Source organism: Streptomyces soli, assembly GCF_003999195.1.
Taxonomy (GTDB): domain Bacteria; phylum Actinomycetota; class Actinomycetes; order Streptomycetales; family Streptomycetaceae; genus Actinacidiphila; species Actinacidiphila soli.
The window spans coordinates 30,337-50,484 of sequence record NZ_RJVR01000077.1; the positions used below are offsets into that span (position 1 = coordinate 30,337).

General features: G+C 69.8%; 18 protein-coding genes. 10 read left to right on the top strand and 8 right to left on the bottom strand.

From position 1 onward, the window contains the following. Positions 1-13 precede the first annotated feature (13 nt). Together EFK10_RS06195 and EFK10_RS06200 are read left to right on the top strand one after the other, a co-directional pair. Entirely contained in the window at positions 14-3,217 is a 3,204-nt protein-coding gene (locus tag EFK10_RS06195; protein ID WP_127354744.1) for a BTAD domain-containing putative transcriptional regulator, read from the top strand. Between the two features lie 66 nt (positions 3,218-3,283). Further along, the gene (locus tag EFK10_RS06200) at positions 3,284-4,825 is read left to right on the top strand and encodes an MFS transporter (protein WP_127354745.1); all 1,542 of its coding nucleotides are present in this window, start codon (positions 3,284-3,286) and stop codon (positions 4,823-4,825) included. 87 nt (positions 4,826-4,912) lie between these two features. On the opposite strand, the gene EFK10_RS06205 is transcribed toward EFK10_RS06200, so the two are convergent. Continuing rightward, the gene (locus tag EFK10_RS06205; protein ID WP_127354746.1) at positions 4,913-5,692 is read right to left on the bottom strand and encodes a DUF5324 family protein; all 780 of its coding nucleotides are present in this window, start codon (positions 5,690-5,692) and stop codon (positions 4,913-4,915) included. Positions 5,693-5,941: 249 nt separating this feature from the next. On the opposite strand from EFK10_RS06205, the gene EFK10_RS06210 reads away from it, so the two are divergent. Both EFK10_RS06210 and EFK10_RS06215 read left to right on the top strand, forming a co-directional pair. Next, on the top strand, positions 5,942-6,469 hold the full coding sequence (locus EFK10_RS06210; protein ID WP_127354747.1) for a peptidylprolyl isomerase: 528 nt from the start codon (positions 5,942-5,944) through the stop codon (positions 6,467-6,469). A gap of 94 nt (positions 6,470-6,563) precedes the next feature. After that, positions 6,564-7,415 (top strand): rhomboid family intramembrane serine protease, encoded by an 852-nt coding sequence (locus EFK10_RS06215; RefSeq protein ID WP_206305322.1) that lies wholly within the window; start codon positions 6,564-6,566, stop codon positions 7,413-7,415. Positions 7,416-7,669: 254 nt separating this feature from the next. Here EFK10_RS06215 and crgA read toward each other — a convergent pair whose 3' ends face one another. Further along, on the bottom strand, positions 7,670-7,924 hold the full coding sequence (gene crgA / locus EFK10_RS06220) for a cell division protein CrgA (protein WP_127354748.1): 255 nt from the start codon (positions 7,922-7,924) through the stop codon (positions 7,670-7,672). A gap of 133 nt (positions 7,925-8,057) precedes the next feature. On the opposite strand from crgA, the gene EFK10_RS06225 reads away from it, so the two are divergent. From EFK10_RS06225 to EFK10_RS06245, 6 genes are read left to right on the top strand one after another with little or no spacing between them, the layout of a single operon-like run. Further along, a complete protein-coding gene (locus tag EFK10_RS06225; RefSeq protein ID WP_127354749.1) occupies positions 8,058-8,825 on the top strand; it encodes a DUF881 domain-containing protein in 768 nt (255 codons plus the stop codon). A gap of 51 nt (positions 8,826-8,876) precedes the next feature. Further along, the gene (locus EFK10_RS06230; protein ID WP_240677023.1) at positions 8,877-9,548 is read left to right on the top strand and encodes a class E sortase; all 672 of its coding nucleotides are present in this window, start codon (positions 8,877-8,879) and stop codon (positions 9,546-9,548) included. A 39-nt stretch (positions 9,549-9,587) separates the two neighbouring features. Further along, complete coding sequence (locus EFK10_RS47055) at positions 9,588-9,764, top strand: hypothetical protein (protein WP_164835846.1); 177 nt, start codon at positions 9,588-9,590, stop codon at positions 9,762-9,764. After that, the gene (locus tag EFK10_RS06235; RefSeq protein WP_127354750.1) at positions 9,761-10,426 is read left to right on the top strand and encodes an aminodeoxychorismate/anthranilate synthase component II; all 666 of its coding nucleotides are present in this window, start codon (positions 9,761-9,763) and stop codon (positions 10,424-10,426) included. The genes EFK10_RS47055 and EFK10_RS06235 overlap by 4 nt, the downstream gene beginning before the upstream one ends. Before the next feature lies 1 nt (position 10,427). After that, a complete protein-coding gene (locus EFK10_RS06240) occupies positions 10,428-11,768 on the top strand; it encodes a class E sortase (protein WP_127354751.1) in 1,341 nt (446 codons plus the stop codon). Positions 11,769-11,796: 28 nt separating this feature from the next. Next, positions 11,797-12,537, top strand: a complete 741-nt coding sequence (locus EFK10_RS06245; protein WP_127354752.1) for a class E sortase — start codon at positions 11,797-11,799, stop codon at positions 12,535-12,537. A 62-nt stretch (positions 12,538-12,599) separates the two neighbouring features. On the opposite strand, the gene pknB is transcribed toward EFK10_RS06245, so the two are convergent. The 6 genes from pknB to EFK10_RS06280 all read right to left on the bottom strand — a co-directional run. Next, positions 12,600-14,594 (bottom strand): Stk1 family PASTA domain-containing Ser/Thr kinase, encoded by a 1,995-nt coding sequence (gene pknB / locus EFK10_RS06250; RefSeq protein WP_127354753.1) that lies wholly within the window; start codon positions 14,592-14,594, stop codon positions 12,600-12,602. Between the two features lie 152 nt (positions 14,595-14,746). Further along, positions 14,747-16,201: a peptidoglycan D,D-transpeptidase FtsI family protein gene (locus EFK10_RS06260; protein WP_127354754.1), complete on the bottom strand. Its 1,455-nt coding sequence runs from the start codon at positions 16,199-16,201 to the stop codon at positions 14,747-14,749. Then, positions 16,198-17,616, bottom strand: a complete 1,419-nt coding sequence (locus EFK10_RS06265) for an FtsW/RodA/SpoVE family cell cycle protein (protein ID WP_127354755.1) — start codon at positions 17,614-17,616, stop codon at positions 16,198-16,200. Before EFK10_RS06265 ends, EFK10_RS06260 begins: the two co-directional genes overlap by 4 nt. Positions 17,617-17,644: 28 nt before the next feature. Then, positions 17,645-19,183 carry a PP2C family protein-serine/threonine phosphatase gene (locus tag EFK10_RS06270; protein WP_206305324.1) on the bottom strand — a complete coding sequence of 513 codons (1,539 nt, stop codon included), beginning with the start codon at positions 19,181-19,183 and terminating at the stop codon, positions 17,645-17,647. Positions 19,184-19,244: 61 nt separating this feature from the next. Beyond that, positions 19,245-19,766: an FHA domain-containing protein FhaB/FipA gene (locus EFK10_RS06275; RefSeq protein WP_127354757.1), complete on the bottom strand. Its 522-nt coding sequence runs from the start codon at positions 19,764-19,766 to the stop codon at positions 19,245-19,247. A gap of 10 nt (positions 19,767-19,776) precedes the next feature. Then, positions 19,777-20,148, bottom strand: a 372-nt coding sequence (locus EFK10_RS06280; protein WP_164835847.1) for an FHA domain-containing protein, incomplete at its 5' end; no start/stop codon positions are given.

The window sequence follows — 20,148 nt, forward strand, 5'->3', positions numbered from 1 at the left end:
GGGGCGGTGAGGCATGCGGAAGAATCACGGGGTGCGGTTCGGCATCCTGGGGGAGACGCAGGCGCGGCTGGCTGACGGCAGCGCGGCTGCCGTGGGCGGCCCGGGACGGCGCGCCCTGCTGGCCATGCTGCTGCTGGAGGCAGGACGCATCGTCACCGTCGAGCGGCTGATCGACGGGCTGTACGGGGAGGACCCGCCGGCCGGGGTGGCCAACGCGCTGCAGTCGCAGGTGTCGCGGCTGCGGTCGGCGCTGCGGGCGCCCATCGAGAACCATCCCGCCGGGTACCGGCTGGCGATCCCCGTCGACGAGGTCGATGTGCACCGCTTCGAGCGCCTCTCGCAGCAGGGCCGGGACGCGCTGGCGGCAGGCGAACCGGCGCGCGCGGCAGGGCTGTTGAGGGAGGCGCTGGGGCTGTGGCGTGGCTCGGCGCTGGCGGACGTGGGTGACGCGCCCTTCGCGGAGCCGCAGGTGACGCGTCTGGAGGAGCTGCGGATCGCGGCGGTGGAGGACCGTATCGCCGCGGAGCTGGCGCTGGACGCGCACCGGCATCTGGAGCTGGTCCCCGAGCTGCGGGAGCTGGTCGCGGAGTATCCGCTGCGGGAGCGGCTGCGGGCGCAGTTGATGCGGGCGCTGTACAGCTGCGGGCGGCAGTCCGAGGCGCTGCGGGTGTACGAGGAGGCGCGGCGGGAGCTCGCCGAGTCGCTGGGCGCAGACCCGGGAGCGGAGCTGGCCGAGGCGCACTTGGCGGTGCTGCGAGGGGACCACACGGGTGTTTCACGTGAAACATCCGCCGTCCGTCACACCCGCGCCCACACGCTGCCCGCCCAGCTCACCAGTTTCGTCGGTCGCAACGAGGAGCTGAGCCGGATCGGCTCGCTCCTCGGTGAGGCTCGGCTCGTCACACTCATCGGCCCCGGCGGTGCGGGCAAGACCCGTACGGCCATTGAGGCCGCCGACCGGTATCCCGGCGAGGCCTGCTTCGTCGACCTGTCGGCGCTGACCGACGGCGGGGACGTGCCGCAGGCGGTCGCCGGCGCGCTGGGTCTGCGCGAGGCGGGGCTGCTTCCGCCGTCCGGCGGCGGTCGGGACGCGGCCGGTCCCCTGGCACGTCTCACAGCGGCGCTGGCGGACCGTGACCTGCTGCTGGTACTGGACAACTGCGAGCATCTGGTCGCCGACGCCGCCCGGTTCACCGCCGCCCTGCTCAGCGCGTGCGGGGCGGTCCGTGTCCTCGCCACGAGCCGGGAGGCGCTCGGCATCACCGGCGAGACGCTGTGCCCGCTAACGCCACTGCCCGGCACCACCGCCGCCCGGCTCTTCGCCGAGCGGGCCGCCGCCGTACGCCCGGACTTCGACCCGGCGGGCGAGACGGAGGCGGTACGGGCCATCTGCGTGGCCCTGGACGGCATGCCGCTCGCCATCGAGCTGGCCGCCGCGCGGCTGCGCTCGCTGACCGCCGCCGAGATCGCCGAACGGCTCGGCAGGGAAGACCGCTTCCGGCTGCTGTCACGCGGCAGCCGTACCGCCCAGCCCCGCCAGCAGACGCTCCGCGGAGTCGTCGACTGGAGCTGGGACCTGCTGACCGACGACGAGCGGGCGCTGCTGCGCCGGGCCTCGGTCTTCGCCGGCGGCTGGACGCTCGCCGCGGCGGAGGACGTCTGCGCGGACGGGGACGGCATTGATGCGAACGACGTGCTCGACCTGATCGACTCGCTCGTCGAGAAGTCCCTGGTCGTGGCCTACCGCCCCGACGCCGATGGCAGCGCCTCGCTGCGCTACCGGCTCCTGGAGACCATCCGGGCGTACGGTGCCGAGCGGCTCGCCGAAGCCGGTGAGGGGGAGACCCTGCGCCGCGCCCACGCCGAGTACTTCATCGGCCTGGCGCTGACCGCCGACCACTACATGCGGCGGGCCGAACAGGTGCACTGGCTGCGAGTACTCGCCGCCGACCACGACAACCTGCACGCGGTGCTGCGCCGGGCCGTCGCGGCGGGCGACACGGCGCGAGCCCTGCGGGTGATCGCCGCGCTGTCCTCGTACTGGCTGCTGCGCGGGGTGCGCTACGAGGGCGCCGTGCCCGCCCGGCAGGTGCTGGCCGCGATCGGACCCAAGGCCCCGGAGGGCCGGGACGAGGAGTACGCGCTGTGCGTGCTGGCGGCGGTGTCGGACCTTCCGGATCCGGATGAGTACGCCGAGCATGTGGCGGCGGCCGCGGCGATCCTCGAGCAGATCGGCAGGATTTCCCGCCGGTACCCCGTCCTCACGGTGATCTGGGCGCCCTTCGCCGGGGTCCCCGAGGACACGGCGGCGGCGAACGAGCTGCTGGATGCCTTCCTGGCGGCGGAGGACCACCCATGGCTCAGGGCACTGGCCCGGATCGGCGCCAGCTTCCAGAAGTGGCTGGTCGAGGTCGACGCCGATGCCGCCGAGCGGGAGGTCGGCCAGGCCCTTTCCTCCTTCCGGGAGCTCGGCGACCGCTGGGGGATCATCACCTCCTTGAGCGTGCTGTCCGACATCTCCGGCCACCGGGGCGACCTGGCGCGCGCCATCGCCCTGACCGACGAGGCACTGGCCCTCGCCACCGAGCTCGACGCCCTCCAGGACATGGCTGAACTACTCAGCCAGCGCGCCGCGTTCGGCGTAAGGGCCGGGCAGCACGAGTCGGCGCGCGCGGACGGCTTGCGGGCCGCCGAGCTGGCCCGGAGGGCGGGCACCCCCGAGTTCGCGGCGCGCGCCCACCTGGGTCTGGCGGAGTCCGCCCGCCTCCGGGGCGACCTGTCCGAGGCGCGCAGGCTGTGCGAGCGGGCCCTGACCGAGTGCCCGGCCGGCTACTTCTCCAGCAACAGCACCCGGGTCGCCGTGCTCGGTGCCCTCATCCGGATCGCCGTCGCCCAGGGCGATGCCGTGCGGGCCCGTACGTACTACCCCGAGGCGGTCTCCCTCGACCACGCCCGCTACATGCCGCTCGCCGGAGCCGTGGTCGCCGAGACCTTCGCCGGACTGGCCCTTCTGGAGGGCGACCCCCGGCGGGCGGCCGAACTGCTGGGCGTGTGCCGGGCGCTGCGCGAAGGTGACCTCCTTGCCGACCCGGACGCGCTGAGTACGGCGGACGGAGCGCGCGCCGCGCTCGGCGAAGCCGCCTACGAGGCCGCCTTCGCGCGCGGGGCGACACTGGGCCGGGAGCAGGCGCTCCAGGCGCTGACCGACCCGCTGTAAGGCCCGGTCAGCGGCCGTCAGCGCGCGGTACGCGGCCGGTCAGCGGGCGCGCGCACTGTGACGGGCATGACGACGACATCGAACGAAACGCTGAACCCCCGCCGCTGGGCGGCGCTGGTGGTGTGCTGCCTGGCAGGGATGCTGCTCGGCATCGACAACAGCGTCCTCAACTACGCCATCCCCTCGCTGGTGAAGGACCTGAAGCCGTCCAGCACCGAGATCCTGTGGATCTCCGACGTCTACGGCTTCGTGATGGGCGCCCTGCTGGTGGTCATGGGCAACCTCGGCGACCGGTTCGGCCGCAAGCGCCTGGCAATGATTGGCGCCGCCGCCTTCGGCGCGGCCTCGCTGCTCACCTCGTACGCAACCAGCCCCGAGCTGCTGATCGCCGGGCGTGCCCTGCTCGGCGTCGCCGGCGCGATGATCATGCCTTCGACGCTGTCCATCGTGCGCCACGCCTTCACCGACCCCAAGGAGCGCACCACCGCGATCGGCCTGAGCGGCGGGCTCGGCGCCGCCAGCTTCGCCCTGGGTCCGGTGGTCGGCGGACTGCTGCTGGACCACTTCTGGTGGGGCTCGGTCTTCCTGATCAATGTGCCGGTGATGGTGGTCGTGCTGATCGCCGGGGCCGTGGTGCTGCCGGAGTCGCGCAACCCGAGGCCAGGGCGGCTGGACTGGGTGAGCGTGCCGCTGTCCGTCGTGGGACTGCTCGGCGTGATCTACGCGATCAAGATCGGCGCGCGGGACGGCTTCGACGAGGGCCAGGTGTGGGCCGCCGCCGCGGTCGGCGCGGTTGCCCTGCTGTTCTTCGGGCGCCGGCAGACCCGGGTGGCCGAGCCGCTGATCGACGTGCGGCTGTTCCGTAACCCGGCCTTCAGCGGGGCGGTCGGCTCAAACCTGGTGATGATCTTCGCCTCGTCGACCCTGTCGCTTGCCTTCTCGCTCTACTTCCAGGTGGTGCGTGGCTGGTCGCCGCTGACGGCTGGCCTCGCCCTGCTGCCCGGCCCGCTGGCCGCGGTCTTCGCGGCGCCCCTCGCGTCGGTGCTGATCCCCAGGATCGGACGGGCGAAGGTGGTCGCCCTCGGGCTGGCGTTGCTGGCGGCCAGCACCGCGGTGCTGGGCCAGGCGAGCACCCCGGACGCCAACTACTGGGCGCAGATTTTCGCGCCGCTGCTCGTCAACGGCATCGGCATCATCCTGATCATCTCGGTCACCTCCGACACGATCCTGGCCAGCGCCCCCAAGGAGCGTACCGGCGCGGCCGCCGCGATCTCCGAGACCGCGATGGAGCTGGGCGGGGCGCTCGGCATAGCGGTACTCGGCTCGGTGCTGACAGCGGTGTACCGGGGCGCGCTCGACCTGCCGGCCGGCGTTCCGGCCGACGTGGCGCACGCGGCCCGCGACTCGGTCAGCGGCGCCGCCCAGGGCGGCCCGGCGGTCGCCACCGCCGCGTACCAGGCCTTCTGCCACAGCATCCAGATCACGACCCTGGCCGGCGCCGCGCTCATCGCGGCCGGTGCGGTGGCGGCGCTCTTCACCCTCCGCTCGGTGCCGGCGGTCATCGACGTGCCGGAGGAGGAGCCCCAGCCGGTTCCGGCCGGCACATGAGGGCCGTAGGTGATGGCCGCACGACGAGCCGCCCCGCGCCTTACGGTGCGGGGCGGCTCGTGTCGTACGGGTTGTACGGCGCCGGCGTTACGGGTATGTCTCGCCACGGCCGCGGCGCTCGGCGGCTTCCTCCTCGGCCTGCTTGGCCTGCACCTCAGGATCGAGGGCGTCGACGGGGGAGCCGTCGACCTGGCCGAGCGAGGCGTCGGTGGAGACACCGCCGTTGAGCGATGACCGGTCGGAGACCTCCGTGGCGGGGGCCGGCTCGACCAGCCAGTCGGGGTGGGTCTGCTTGCTCCACCAGCGCCAGGCGGCGAAACCCGCCCCGCCGATGATGCCGAGCACGGCCAGCCGCTTGGCGATCCGGCCGTTCCTGGCCCGACGGGCGAGCCGGTGGTCCAGCTTTTCGATGTCGGCGGCCGTCACATGGCTACGCAGCGCGGCAACCGCCGCCGCGCTCCTGATGGCCGCCTCCTCGCGGGCCGGACCAGCGGCGGCGCGAACCTGCGTCACCGCCTGCTCGACGCGCGGCGCCGCGTACTCCGCGGCCTGCCGGGCGGTCTTACGGGTCCGGTCGGCTGCCGTCGACGCGGCCTGCTGCACCCCCGGCGGCACTGCCGCGAGGGCCTGGTCAAGGGCCTGGTCGACGCGCGCCGCCAGATGCGCGTCGTACTGCGTGCGGGCCGCCGCCCGGGCCTGTTGTGCTGCCGTCGACACCTTCGGTGCCAGTCGCTGCCGGGCTTCGTCCGCGTAGTGCGCGGCACTGACCTTGGCCGTGCTCGCATACGGCGCCACCACGTCCGCGGCGTGCCGCACGCTGTCCTTCGTTTTGTCGGCTGCGTGGCGCACGCTGTCGATGCGGGTCACGAGAACCTCCTCCTCGGTGGCGTACGTTAGGTCGCCTTTCCACCCGGTTTGAAATCATGCCCGTCAGTACGGCATCCGGCATTCGCGCTCGGGCATACGGGTCAAGGCGGGGCAAGTGCGGGGAGAACGAGAGCAAGGGGAACTCTCACCGACAATGCCACGGAGGTGGCTTCCGCGCGATGGTTACTCACCGGAAGCCCGGGCGTGCGAGGATTTGTCCCTGTCATTGAAGACTATGGAAGGTAGATCGTGGCCGAGCAGCTTTACGCCACCCTGAAGACCAACCACGGGGACATCGTGATCCGGCTCTTCCCGGACCACGCGCCGAAGACCGTGAAGAACTTCGTCGAGCTCGCCGAGGGCACCCGCGAGTGGACCGACCCGAAGACCGGCAAGCCGTCCAACGAGAAGCTGTACGACGGCACGGTCTTCCACCGCGTCATCTCCGGCTTCATGATCCAGGGCGGCGACCCGCTGGGCAACGGCACCGGCGGCCCGGGCTACAAGTTCGGCGACGAGTTCCACCCGGACCTCAGCTTCAACAAGCCGTACCTGCTGGCCATGGCCAACGCCGGGCCGGGCACCAACGGCTCGCAGTTCTTCATCACGGTCTCCCCGACGGCGTGGCTGACCAACAAGCACACGATCTTCGGTGAGGTCGCCGACCCGGCCAGCCAGAAGGTCGTGGACGGCATCATCGCCACCCCGACCAACCCGCGGACCGACCGTCCGCTGCAGGACGTGGTCATCGAGTCCGTCGTGGTCGAGCGCCGCTAGGGCCTGCTACGGGAACCGAATCGCCCCGCCCGCGCGTATGACGGGCGGGGCGAGTCTTTAACACGGCGAAGGCGTGAAGGCGAAAGGCCACGAGATGATGGACCAGAGGGTCTGCTGCTACCGCCACCCGGACCGGGAGACCGGCATCCGGTGCACGCGCTGCGAGCGGCCGATCTGCCCGGAGTGCATGGTCAGCGCCTCGGTGGGCTTCCAGTGCCCGGAGTGCGTACGGGAGGGCCGAAGCGCGGCAGCGGCGGCGGCGCCGCGTACGGTGGCGGGCGGCAGTCTCGTCGCTGACCCCAGGCTGCTCACCAAGATCATCATCGGGCTGAACATCGCGGTCTTCCTGGCCGTACAGGCCTTCGGCGATCAAGTCGTGACCGACCTGGAGCTGTACGCGCGCTGCTTCAGCAACACCCCCACCTGCGGCGTCCTCGACGGCCCCGACCAGTGGTACCGGCTGTTGAGCTCGGTCTTCCTGCACCAGCAAATCGCTCACATTGCCTTCAACATGCTCGCCCTGTGGTGGATCGGCGGACCCCTTGAGACCCTGCTCGGCCGGGCCCGCTATCTCGCCCTCTATCTGATCTCAGGGCTCGGCGGCAGCGCCCTGGTGCTGCTGCTCTCCCCCGGCACCCCGACGCTGGGCGCCTCCGGCGCGATCTTCGGGCTCTTCGGGGCGACGGCGGTGTTCATGAAGCGGCTGCGGCAGGATCTGCGGCCGGTGCTGATCCTGCTCGGACTCAACCTGCTCTTCACCTTCACCTGGTCCGGCATCAGCTGGCAGGGCCACATCGGCGGCCTGGTGGCGGGCACGCTGGTCGCCATAGGGATGGCGTACGCGCCCCGCGAGCGGCGGCGCCTGGTGCAGTGGGGGACCTGCGCGGCGGTGCTGGTGGCGGTGGTCGCGGTGACGGCGGTCGCGCTGGCCCGGATCAACGGCTGACCGGTCGCCCGGAGGCCGTAACCTGTGGCGTTGATCTGACGTTATCCACAGAGGGTAGGGCGTCCTGTGCATGGCGTACGGGACCCCTGGAGGTGCCGCAGGCCGGCGGATCCGGACACGTTTTCCCTGCAAGATCAATGAATGACCGGTGGCCCGTACACCGGACCACCGGTCACACCGGCGTCAACCCGGTAGTGGTTATCCACAGATCATGCGACCTTTTCAACACTGTGGACAGCCCTGTGGATAACTGGCTACTTCCACTGCGTCGAGACGACGAAGCCGCCCGCGATGAAGCCGAAGCCGACCACGATGTTCCAGTTGCCGAGCGCGTCGATGGGCAGCTTGGTGGCCGACACATAGAACACGACGATCCAGGCCAGCCCGATGAGGAAGAACGCCAGCATCATCGGTGCGACCCAGCTGCGGCCGCTCTTGAGCTTGATGGCTGTGGTCTTCGCCGGCGGCGGCGTGAAGTCGGCCTTCTTGCGGATCCGTGACTTCGGCACGAGGGACTCTCCTGTCGATGCGCTGCGTAACCGCGCGGGGTGGTGTGATCATGCCGGGCGGGGAAGGAGACACTACCGTCGCCGGGCGTCCGTTAGCGTAGTGCTTCCTCGGGTTGGAAGGAGATAAGGCTAGGTGAGCGATTCCGGCGGCACCTCCTCCGCCCGTCACTCTGTCCGTTCTATTGTGCTTCGTACCCTGAGTGCGGGCGTGTTCGCGCTCGCCGGACTGATCTTCTGGATGAGTTTCGACACCGCCAAGGGCGTCGACATCCGCACCGACGCCCCACTGCTGCGACTCTCGGACCGGATCCAGGAGAAAAGCACGCAGAACGCCGACCTGGAGACCGAGCTATCCCGCCTGCGGAGCGAGGTCGACCAGCTCGCCCACGCCGACAGCGGCGTCAGCGACGCCACCCGCAAGAGGATCGACGCGCTGAGCAAGGCGGCCGGCACCAAGAAACTCACCGGCCCCGCGGTCGCCGTCACCCTCAATGACGCCCCGCCCAACGCCACCCCTCTGATCCCCGGCGTGCCCGACCCGCAGCCCAACGACCTGGTCATCCACCAGCAGGACCTGCAGGCCGTGGTGAACGCCCTGTGGGCGGGCGGCGCGACCGGCATCCAGGTCATGGACCAGCGGCTGATCTCCACCAGCGCCGTGCGCTGCGTCGGCAACACCCTGATCCTCCAGGGCCGCGTCTACTCGCCGCCCTACAGGATCACCGCTGTGGGTGAACCGACCAAGCTGCACAAGGCCCTCGACAACAGCCCGGCCATCCAGAACTACCTGCAGTACGTCACCGCCTACGGGCTCGGCTGGAAAGTCGAGGACTCCGGGCGGGTGACTCTTCCGGGCTACTCCGGCACAGTGGATCTGCATGACGCCAAGCCTGTGGGGTGACGGGGGTGATGACCGGTGCGCCTGCGCTTGCTGGTGCGCACGGTCAGCGAAATGTGCATCACCGTGGGCGCGGTCATCGTGCTCTTCGTCGTCTACGTCCTGTTCTGGACCGGCGTACGGGCCGACACCTCCATGGACCACGAGATCAGCGGGCTGCAGGACCAGTGGGCCGGCCGGCCCCTCTCCACGGCCACAGCCACGGCCACGCCGACGGCGTCTCCCGCAGCGACCGCCCCGCAACAGCCCGCCTACCGGGACGGCACCGCCTTCGCGGTCATGTACATCCCCAGGCTCGGCCGCGACTGGCACAAGCCCGTCCTCCAGGGCACCGGCACCGGCACCCTCAAGAAGGGCCTCGGCCACTACGCCGCCACCGCCCGGCTCGGCGCGACGGGCAACTTCGCGGTCGCCGGACACCGCCGCACGTACGGCGACCCCTTCAAGGACTTCCCCCTGCTGCGCAAGGGCGACACGGTCGTCCTCACCGACGGCACCACCTGGTACACGTACGAGATCGACCGGGGCCCCTACAAGACCGTCCCGTCCGACATCGGCGTCATCGACCCCGTGCCGGTCAAGTCCGGCTTCACGGCGGCCGGGCGGTATCTGACGCTGACCACCTGCGAGCCCGAGTGGGGCCACAGCCACCGGCTGATCGCCTGGGGACACCTGGCGGCGACCCAGCCTGTGGAGGACGGCATGCCGGACAGCTTGTCCGGCTAATCTTGGGACGGGAAACCGGAACGAAGGGCAGCGCATCGCATGTACGGCTGGATCTGGCGGCATCTGCCGGGCAACGCGTGGGTGAGGGCGCTGATCTCGCTCCTGCTGGTTCTGGCCGTCATATACGTGCTCTTCCAGTACGTTTTCCCGTGGGCGGAGCCACTGCTTCCGTTCAATGACGTGACGGTCAACGAGGGGATGGCAGCCGTCCGATGACCGCACGTACCGCAGGCAGCCCAGTCACCGCACGGATTCTCGTCGTGGACAACTACGACAGCTTCGTGTTCAACCTGGTCCAGTACCTCTACCAGCTCGGCGCCGAGTGCGAGGTGCTGCGCAACGACCAGGTCGCGCTCTCCCACGCCCAGGACGGCTTCGACGGCGTCCTGCTCTCCCCCGGCCCCGGCACGCCCGAGGAGGCCGGGGTCTGCGTCGACATGGTCCGGCACTGCGCCGCCACCGACGTACCGGTCTTCGGTGTCTGCCTCGGCCTGCAGTCCATGGCGGTGGCGTACGGAGGCGTGGTGGACCGCGCGCCCGAGCTGCTGCACGGCAAGACCTCGCTGGTCACGCACGAGGGCGCCGGGGTCTTCGCCGGGCTGCCGACGCCCTTCACGGCGACCCGCTACCACTCGCTGGCGGTCGAACGGGACACGGTGCCGGAGGAGTTGCAGGTCACGGCCTGGACGGAAAACGGCATCATCATGGGACTGCGGCACCGCACGGCCCGGGTCGAGGGCGTCCAGTTCCACCCCGAGTCCGTACTCACCGAGTGGGGCCATCGCATGCTCGCCAACTGGCTTGCGGAATGCGGCGATCCGGGCGCAGTCGAGCGCTCTGCGGGCCTGGCGCCCGTGGTCGGCAAGGCCGGGGTGTGACATGACGGCGGAGCGCCGTCACTTCGGCGACACCGCCGAATTCGCCGCCGTCGTCGAACAGTTGACCGATCCGCTCAGCGACCCGCTGCCGGGGCAGGCCACGATTCCGGCCCAGACTCCGGCCCAGGGTCCGGTTCCGGCTCCTGTGCCGCAGGACGGCTCGCCCTGGTTCCGTCAGCAGCCGGAGCCGCAGCAGCCGCCGCAGCAGACCGTGCCGGCGCAGCCGTACCAGGCCGCGTCCGGGGCCCCCTACGACGCCCGGTACCACGCGCCCGCCGAGCAACAACTCCCCGCCGGCGCCCGGGTCCTGCCCCGGCAGCAGCCCGTATCGGAAGCCGACCGGGCTGCCGCCGCCCGCCGCCGCGCGGCCGGAGCTCCCGGCGACACGGCCGCGATGCCGGCGCTCGACCCCGAGCCGGAGGCCGTACCGGACTCCGTAAGGGAGCCCGCGGCCGAGCCCGAGCCGGAAGCCCCGGTCCCGCCGCCCGACGGTGGCCGCGCCGCGCGCCGTAAAGCCGCCCAGGAGGCCACGAGACGGGGTGGTCGGGGGCGAAGGGCCGCTGGACCGGCCAAGCCCGCCACAGAGGCAGCAGGGGCGGCTGAGGCGGCAACGGCGGCACCCCGGTCCCGTATGGAGGCCCGCAGAGCGGCGAAGGCGGCGAAGGAGAGCCCGGCGGTCATCGCCAGCCGGGTGCTGGGTGAGATGTTCATCACCATCGGCGTGCTGATGCTGCTCTTCGTCACCTACCAGCTCTGGTGGACCAACGTCCTCGCCCACCAGGCGGCCGGCGGCGCCACCAAGAACCTCGAAAAGCAGTGGGACGGCACCAAGAACTCCAACCGCGACCCCGGCACCTTCTCCCCGGGCCAGGGCTTCGCGATCATCTACATCCCCAAGCTGGACGTGAAGGCCCCCATCGCCGAGGGCACCGACAAGCACAAGGTCCTCGACAAGGGCATGGTCGGCCACTACTCCGGCGCGCAGGAGACCGCCATGCCGTGGGACAAGACGGGCAACTTCGCGCTCGCCGCCCATCGCAACACCCATGGCGAACCGTTCCGCTACATCAACAAGCTCGTCAAGGGCGACGAGGTCGTCGTCGAGACCGAGAGCACGTACTACACCTACGAGGTCACCAGCACCCTCCCTTCCACCTCCCCCGCCAACACCTCGGTGATCAACCCGATCCCGACCGGCTCGGGATTCACCACGGCGGGCCGGTACATCACACTCACCACCTGTACGCCGGAGTTCACCAGCACGTACCGGCTGATCGTGTGGGGCAAGATGGTCGAGGAACGACCGCGCAGCCAGGGGAAGCCCGACGCGCTGGTCCAATGACCTACGTACGGCGATCGGGGCGCGAGCGGTGACAACGACGGATCACGGTCAGGACAGCGAGGTCGCGCCGCCGCCGCGCCGCCGCACCTGGAACAGGGTCGCCGCGACGATCAGCGCCACAGGTGAACTCCTCATCACCGCCGGGCTGATCCTCGGCCTCTTCGTCGTCTACTCCCTGTGGTGGACCAACGTCACAGCGGACCGCCAGGCCAAGAAGGCCGCCGACGCCGTCCGCCACGACTGGGCCACCTCCTCCGGCGACAGCAAGCCCGGCCGACTCGACACCAAGGACGGCATCGGCTTCCTCCACGTCCCCGCCATGGGCAAGGGCTTCGAGCTCCTGGTGAAGAAGGGCACCTCCACCAACGTCCTCAACGAGGGCGTCGCCGGCTACTACACCGACCCCGTGAAGTCCGCCATGCCGTGGGACAAGACGGGCAACTTCACCCTCGCCGCGCACCGCGACGGCCACGGCGCGAAGTTCCACAACATCGACAAGATCAAGAACGGCGACCCGGTCGTCTTCGAGGACCGCGACACCTGGTACGTCTACAAGGTCTACAAGATCCTCCCCGAGACCTCGAAGTACGACGTCAAGGTCATCAACCAGATCCCCAAGGAAAGCGGCAAGAACAAGGCCGGCCGCTACATCACCCTCACCACCTGCACGCCGGTCTACACCTCCCGCTACCGCTACATCGTCTGGGCCCAGTTGGTCCGTACGCAGAAGGTCGACGCGGACCGCACGCCGCCGAAGGAACTGGGCTGAGACACGGCGAAGGGGGGCCGCGGACGTGATGTCCGCGGCCCCCCTTCGCTGTTCGGGCGGCGCTAGCCGCCGTTGCCGCCGCCGATGAAGCCGCCGCCGTTGCCGCCGCCGTTGCCGCCGCCGCCCATGGTGGTGAGGGTGACCGTCTGGCTGGTCGGGTCGGCCGGGCTGTTTCCGCCCGGGTCCTGGTTGGTGACGATGGCGTTGTCGTCGGAGGCGCTGCCGTTGGCGAAGGCGATGTTGTTGAAGCCCGCCGCTTGCAGGGTCTGCTTGGCCTGCTTGACCGTCTGGCCGAGCACGCTGGGCACGGTCGTCTGGCTCGGGCCGCTGGAGACGGTCAGGGTGATGGCCGTGTCGGGGGTGTAGTCGGCGTTGCCGTCAGGGGTCTGTGCGATCACGGTGTTCTGCGAGGCGCTGTTCGTCTGCATGTTCACGGTGACGTTGGTGAAGCCCGCGTCCGCGATGAGCTTCTTCGCGTCGTTGACGTTCGTGTTGATCACGTTGGGGAGCGTGATCTTCGCCGGCGCCTGGGCGACCGTGATGGTGATGGTCGCGCCCTTGGCCGCCTTGCTGTTGCCCTTGGGGTTCTGGGACAGGACGGTGCCAGGGTCGGAGCTGGTGGTCGTCTTGTTCTTGGGCACGACCGTGAAGCCCGCGTTCTCAAGGATGGTCGTGGCCTCGTCCTGGGTCTTGCCGGTCACGTCGTCGACGTTGACCTGGGTGGGGCCCTTGGAGAGATTCAGGGTGACGGTGTCGGTCTTGGCGATCGTGGTGTTCGCCACAGCGGACTGCTTGCAGACCTTGCCCTTGTCCTGGTTGTCGCAGAAGACATCGGGGCCCCAGGCGATCCGGACGCTCCCGTTGTCGGCCCGGCTCTTGGCTTCGGTCTTGGTGGCTCCGATGAACTGCGGCACGGTGACCTTGTCGCCGGCCGAGTTGTTGCCCGTGAACAGCGCCTTGCCCATGAAGATCGCACCGACCAGGACCAGGATGCCCGCGACGACGAGCAGGATGGTCGAGGTGTGGTTCTTCTTGGGCTGGCGGCGCCGGTCGGGGCGCTCGTCGTAGCCGTAGCCGCCGTCCTCCTCGCGCAGGGGCGGCAGCATGGAGGTGCCGGGGTCCTGCTGGGGCGGAAGGGCGGTGGTGGGGGCGTCGGAGCCGTAGCCGCCGTACCCGCCGTAGCCGACGGCGCCCATGGCGGCGGTGGCCGCTACGGGCTGGCCGTCGAGGCAGGCCTCGATGTCGGCGCGCATCTCGTCGGCGGACTGGTAGCGGTAGTCGGGGTCCTTGGTCAGGGCCTTGAGGACGATGGCGTCCATCTCGGGGGTGACCTCGGGGTCGTACACACTCGGCGGCTGCGGCTCCTCGCGTACGTGCTGGTACGCGACCGCGACCGGGGAGTCGCCCACGAAGGGCGGCCGTACCGTCAGCAGCTCGTAGAGCAGGCAACCCGTCGAATACAGGTCGGAGCGCGCGTCGACCTGCTCGCCCTTGGCCTGCTCCGGGGAGAGGTACTGGGCGGTGCCGATGACGGCGGCGGTCTGGGTCATGGTCATGCCGGAGTCGCCCATGGCGCGGGCGATGCCGAAGTCCATGACCTTGACCTGGCCGGTGCGGGTGAGCATGACGTTCGCGGGCTTGATGTCCCGGTGGACGATCCCGGAGCGGTGCGAGTACTCCAGGGCCTGGAGGATGCCGCCGGTCATCTCCAGGGAACGCTCGGCCAGCAGCTTGCGGCCGGAGTGCAGCAGCTCACGCAGGGTGGAACCGTCGACGTACTCCATGACGATGTACGGGATCGAGACGCCGTCGACGTAGTCCTCGCCGGTGTCGTAGACAGCGACGATGGACGGGTGGTTCAGGGAGGCGGCCGACTGGGCCTCACGGCGGAACCGGGCCTGGAAGGACGGATCGCGGGCGAGGTCCACCCGGAGCGTCTTCACGGCGACGGTGCGGCCGAGCCGGGTGTCATGGGCGAGGTACACCTCGGCCATTCCACCGCGGCCGAGCACCGAGCCCAGCTCGTACCGGCCGCCGAGGCGACGCGGCTCTTCCATAGCGCTAGCCCTTCCTTAACCGTCCGTGTGGCTGCTCGGGCATACCGTACCCGTCGTGCTGTGCCGATCCTGGCGCGGACCGGCAGCCGATATCCGACCGGTATCGCGACGCACGCAGGACGTCCACATACTCCAGTACGGCGTGACCGGCATCACTTGTTCAGGACGGCCTCCATGACCTTCTTGGCGATCGGGGCGGCCAGTCCGCCACCGGAGATGTCACCGCGGTTGGCGGAGCCGTCCTCGACCACGACCGCGACCGCGACCGGCGAGCCACTGTCGGTCTTGGCGTACGAGATGAACCAGGCGTACGGGTTCTTGTCATTGTTCACACCGTGCTGGGCGGTGCCGGTCTTGCCGCCCACCGTGACGCCGGGGATCTGGGCGTTGGTTCCGGTGCCGGATGTGACCACCGTCTCCATCATCGACTGAAGCTTCTGTGCGTTCGCGGCGCTGAGTGGCTGGGAGTAGGTCTTGTCCGTGTGCTGCTCGATGACGCTGTTGTTGGCCGCCTGGAGCTTCTGCACCAGGTACGGCTCCATCAGCACGCCGTTGTTGGCGACCGCCGACGCGATCATGGCCATCTGCAGCGGGGTGGCCGCGGTCTCGAACTGGCCGATGGACGACAGCGCGGTCTGCGGCTTGTCCATGGTGGTCGAGAAGTTGCTCTTGGCCGCGCGGACCGGGACGAAGAGCTCGTCGTTGAAGCCGAACTTCTTCGCCTCCGCGACCATCTTGTCACGGCCGAGGTCGGCGCCGATCTTGCCGAAGACCGTGTTGCAGGAGTAACGGAGGGCGACCCGCAGCGTGGCGTTCTCGCAGGGGATGTTGCCCTCGTTCTTCAGCTCGGTCGTGGTGTTCGGCAGGATGTACGGCACCGGCGAGTTGGTCTTCTCGTCGATGCTGCTGTACAGGCCGTTCTCCAGGGCCGCCGCCGCCGTGACGACCTTGAAGGCCGAGCCGGGCGGGTAGGTCTGGCGGAGCGCCCGGTTGAGCATGGGCTCGTTCTTGTCGTCCTTGAGCTGGTTCCAGTTCTTGGAGTCCGTGGTCGAGTTCCCGGCGAACGTCGAGGGGTCGTACGAGGGCGTGCTGGCCAGCGCGAGGATGGCGCCGGTCCGGGGGTCGATCGCGGCGACGGCGCCCTTCTTGCTGCCGAGTCCGTCGAAGGCGGCCTTCTGGGCGGCGGCGTTCAAGGTGGTGACGACATCGCCGCCCTGCTTCTTCTTGCCGGACAGGATGTCGATGGTCCGGTTGAAGAAGAGCCGGTCGTCGTCGCCGGTCAGGACCTTGTCCTCGACGCCTTCGAGCATGCTGGTGCCGAAGGCCTGCGAGGCGTAGCCGGTGACCGGGGCCCACATGGAGCCGTTCTTGAAGGTCGCCTTGTACTTGAAGTCGCTGCCGTTGGTCGCGGTGTGGCCGGTGACCGCCTTGCCGTCGACGATGATGTCGCCGCGGGGGTTGGCGTACTGGTTGATGGCGACGCGGCGGTTGTGCACGTTGTTCTTGAGCGAGTCGGCCTGTACGAACTGGACGTAGTTGGCCCTGATGAGCAGGGCGAGGACGAGCAGGCCGCAGAAGATGGCGACTCGGCGCAGGGGCTTGTTCACTGGACTCGAACCACCTGGGTCGGCTCGGCATCGGGGGACGGGGCGGGGGCGGGCGCGGGCCTTCTGGCGGTGTCGCTGATCCGCAGCAGGATGCCGATCAGCGCCCAGTTGGCGATGACGGACGAGCCGCCGGCCGCGACGAACGGCATGGTCATACCGGTGAGGGGGATGAGCCCCATCACACCACCGGCGACGACGAAGATCTGGAGGGCGAAGGCCCCGGAGAGGCCGATGGCCAGCAGCTTCCCGAAGGGGTCGCGGGCGGCGAGGGCGGTGCGGACCCCGCGCTCGACGATCAGCCCGTAGATCAGCAGGAAGGCCATCAGTCCGGCCAGGCCCAGCTCCTCGCCGACGGTGGCGAGGATGAAGTCCGAGTTGGCGGCGAAGCCGATCAGGTCCGAGTGGCCCTGGCCGAGGCCGGTGCCGAAGATGCCGCCGGAGCCGAAGGACATCAGGGCCTGGGCCACCTGATCGCTGCCTTTCCCGGTTGTGAAAACGGCGAAGGGGTCGAGCCAGGCGTTCACGCGTCCCTGGACCTGCGATTCGAAGGTGGTGACGCCCACCGCCCCGACCGCGGACATCAGCAGGCCGAAGACGATCCAGCTGGTGCGCTCGGTGGCCACGTAGAGCATGATCACGAAGAGGCCGAAGAACAGCAGCGAGGTGCCCAGGTCCGTCTCGAAGACCAGGATCAGGATGCTGAGCCCCCAGATGACCAGGATCGGTCCGAGGTCCCGGCCACGCGGCAGGTACAGGCCCATGAAGCGACGGCTGGCGAGCGCCAGCGCGTCCCGCTTGACCATCAGATAGCCCGCGAAGAACACCGACAGGATGATCTTCGCGAACTCTCCGGGCTGCAGCGAGCCGACCCCGGGGATTCTGACCCAGATCCGGGCTCCGAAGACGGGGGGGAAGAACACCGGCAGGATCAGCAGGACCAGCGCCGCCACCATGGAGATGTAGGTGTAGCGCTGCAGGATGCGGTGGTCCTTCAGCAGGATCAGCACGCCGACGAAGAGAGCGACACCCAGGGCCGAGAACAGCAGTTGCTTGGGGGTGGAGGGGCTGAACGAGCCGTACTCGTACTTGGCAAGCTGGATGAGCCGCTGTGACTGGTCCAGCCGCCAGATGAACACCAGACCCATGCCGTTGAGCAGCGTCGCCAGAGGGAGCAGCAACGGGTCTGCGTAGGGGGCGAATTTGCGTACCGCGAGATGCGCCACGGTCGCGAGCGCGGTGAGCCCGAGGCCGTAACTGAGCATGCCCGACGGCAGTTTGCCGTTTATCGCCAGGCCGACGTTGGCGTACGCGAAGACCGGGATGACGACGGCGAAGACCAGCAGTGCCAGCTCGGTGTTGCGGCGGCTCGGGGCTCCTACGGACGTGATGGTCGTGGTGTTGCTGATGACGGACATGGTGGCGTACCGCCCCCTCCTGGGACTGCTACTGGCCGCTGGGGCACTGCTGGGCCAGCGTCTGGTCCTCCGGGGAGAGGGTGGTGCTGGGCGAGGATGATGGTGTGGCCGTCGCGCTCGGCTTCGGGCTGGCGGACGCCGAACCGGAGGCGGTGCCGGCGGTGCCGGTTGACGTCTTCTTGGCCTTTCCGGCGGCTGCTTTGGCCTTGGCGGCCTTGTCGATGGCTTCCTTGGTCTGGCAGACCTTGGCCTGTTTCTCCAGCGCGGCGGCGGTGTCACGGGCGTCGGCGAGGCTGCCGGCGGCGATGGTGTCCTCGACGTTCTTGCGCTGGTAGTCCGGGAGGTACTTGAGTTCGATCGCGGGGCGGTCCTCATGGACCTTCGACAGGTTGATCCAGGCCAGCTTCTGCTGGATGCCCTGGTAGATCGCGGCGTGGTTTCCCTGGACGCCCACGTAGTACTGCGTCTGGGTCCAGCGGTACGCGCCGTACACGCCGCCGCCGATGAGGCCGAGGACGACGACCAGGATCGCCGAGCGCTTCAGCCACTTGCGGGACTTGCGGGGCTTGTCCCAGTCGTCGGCGCTCTCGCCCTCGAAGGCGCCGAAGCTGCCGAGCGGCACGCCGGCCATCGTCATGTCGCCGCTGCCGGGCGGCCCGAAGGCGCCCTCGGGGGGCTGCGGGCGGCCCAGCTCGGAGGCGCGGCCGGCGGGGGTCTGGAGGTGCCGCGGGTCGGAGAGCGGGAGCTGGCTGTCGGCCACGGCGCCGACGACGACAGGGGCGTCGTGGAGGCGGCCGGCCAGGGTGTCGTTGTCGTCGATGTCCAGGACGTCGGCGACGATGCAGGTGATGTTGTCGGGGCCGCCGCCGCGCAGTGCGAGCTGGATGAGCTGCTGCACGGTCTCGCCCGGATCCTGGTAACCCGCGAGGGTGTCCTCCAGGGTCTGGTGGCTGACGACGCCGGACAAACCGTCCGAACAGATGAGATAACGGTCACCGGCCCGGACCTCGCGGACCGACAGGTCGGGTTCGACCTGGCCGCGGCCGTCCAGGGCGCGCATCAGCAGCGAGCGCTGCGGGTGCGTACCGGCTTCCTCCTCGGTGATCCGGCCCTCGTCGACCAGGCGCTGCACCCAGGTGTGGTCCTGGGTGATCTGGGTGAGGACGCCGTCACGCAGCAGGTACGCGCGGGAGTCGCCGACGTGCACCAGGCCGAGCCGCTGGCCGGTCCACAGCAGCGCGGTGAGCGTGGTGCCCATGCCCTCCAGCTGGGGGTCCTCCTCGACCATGATGCGCAGCTGGTCGTTGGCGCGCTGCACGGCGGTGCCGAGCGAGGTGAGGATGTCCGAGCCGGGGATGTCGTCGTCGAGCGTCACGAGGGTGGAGATCACCTCGGACGAGGCGACCTCACCGGCGGCCTGGCCGCCCATGCCGTCGGCGATCGCGAGCAGGCGGGGGCCGGCGTAGCCGGAGTCCTCGTTGCCCTCCCGGATCATGCCCTTGTGCGAACCGGCGGCGAAGCGCAGCGACAGACTCATACGCACCTCGCCTGTCGGCTCCGGGTACATCCGCACGCTGCCCACCCTCTCGCTTGCTGGCCGTGCTCCCTGGGCTTGCCCATTGATGCGACTACTTCCGCAGCTCGATGACGGTCTTGCCGATGCGGATCGGGGCACCCAGCGGGATCGGGGTCGGCGTGGTCAGCCGGTTCCGGTCCATATAGGTGCCATTCGTGGACCCGAGGTCCTCGACGATCCACTGGCCGTCACGGTCCGGATAGATCCTGGCATGCCGGCTGCTCGCGTAGTCGTCGTCCAGCACAATCGTCGAGTCGTGCGCGCGGCCCAGTGTGATCGTCTGGCCTTGCAGTGCCACCGTGGTGCCCGCGAGCGAGCCCTCGGCGACCACGAGCTTGGTCGGGGCGCCACGTCGCGCCCGGTTGTTCTGCGGCGGTTGCTGCTGCCGCTGGGTAGCCTGCGCCTGCTGGCGCTGCTGCGGCGGCCGGGTGCCGGTTTCCGCGCGCCGCGAAGCACGCTGGGTCACCCGCGTCCCGAACAGATCGCTACGGATGACCTGTACGGCCACGATGACGAACAGCCACAGTACGGCGAGGAAACCCAACCGCATGACCGTCAGGGTCAGCTCTGACATTGCCCCCGCTTCACCCTTCGGCTTGCCGGTACACGATGGTGGTACTCCCCACGACGATGCGAGAGCCGTCGCGGAGCGTAGCGCGCTGGGTGTGCTGCCCGTCCACCACGATCCCGTTTGTCGATCCGAGGTCCTGGACCACGGAAGGCGATCCGACCCGGATCTCGGCGTGGCGCCGGGACACTCCGGGGTCATCGACCCGTACGTCCGCCTCGGTGCTGCGGCCGAGCACCAGCGTCGCCCGGGAGATCTGGTGCCGGGTGCCGTTGATCTCGATCCAGCGGCGCACCGGGCCTCCCTCGGCCGGGGCTCCCGTGCCGGGCAGCCGGGTCACCGGCGCGGAGCCGGCCTGGCGCGCGCCCACGGACGGCGGCGGCCCGGC

Bases quoted from the DNA above. Each gene is read 5' to 3' on its own strand.
- EFK10_RS06240 (WP_127354751.1), top strand. From the start codon at position 10,428: ATGACGGCGGAGCGCCGTCACTTCGGCGACACCGCCGAATTCGCCGCC.
- pknB (WP_127354753.1), bottom strand. From the start codon at position 14,594: ATGGAAGAGCCGCGTCGCCTCGGCGGCCGGTACGAGCTGGGCTCGGTG.
- EFK10_RS06235 (WP_127354750.1), top strand. From the start codon at position 9,761: ATGACCGCACGTACCGCAGGCAGCCCAGTCACCGCACGGATTCTCGTC.
- EFK10_RS06195 (WP_127354744.1), top strand. From the start codon at position 14: ATGCGGAAGAATCACGGGGTGCGGTTCGGCATCCTGGGGGAGACGCAG.
- EFK10_RS06265 (WP_127354755.1), bottom strand. From the start codon at position 17,616: ATGTCCGTCATCAGCAACACCACGACCATCACGTCCGTAGGAGCCCCG.
- EFK10_RS06270 (WP_206305324.1), bottom strand. From the start codon at position 19,183: ATGTACCCGGAGCCGACAGGCGAGGTGCGTATGAGTCTGTCGCTGCGC.
- EFK10_RS06215 (WP_206305322.1), top strand. From the start codon at position 6,564: ATGATGGACCAGAGGGTCTGCTGCTACCGCCACCCGGACCGGGAGACC.
- EFK10_RS06230 (WP_240677023.1), top strand. From the start codon at position 8,877: ATGTGCATCACCGTGGGCGCGGTCATCGTGCTCTTCGTCGTCTACGTC.
- EFK10_RS47055 (WP_164835846.1), top strand. From the start codon at position 9,588: ATGTACGGCTGGATCTGGCGGCATCTGCCGGGCAACGCGTGGGTGAGG.
- EFK10_RS06200 (WP_127354745.1), top strand. From the start codon at position 3,284: ATGACGACGACATCGAACGAAACGCTGAACCCCCGCCGCTGGGCGGCG.
- EFK10_RS06275 (WP_127354757.1), bottom strand. From the start codon at position 19,766: ATGTCAGAGCTGACCCTGACGGTCATGCGGTTGGGTTTCCTCGCCGTA.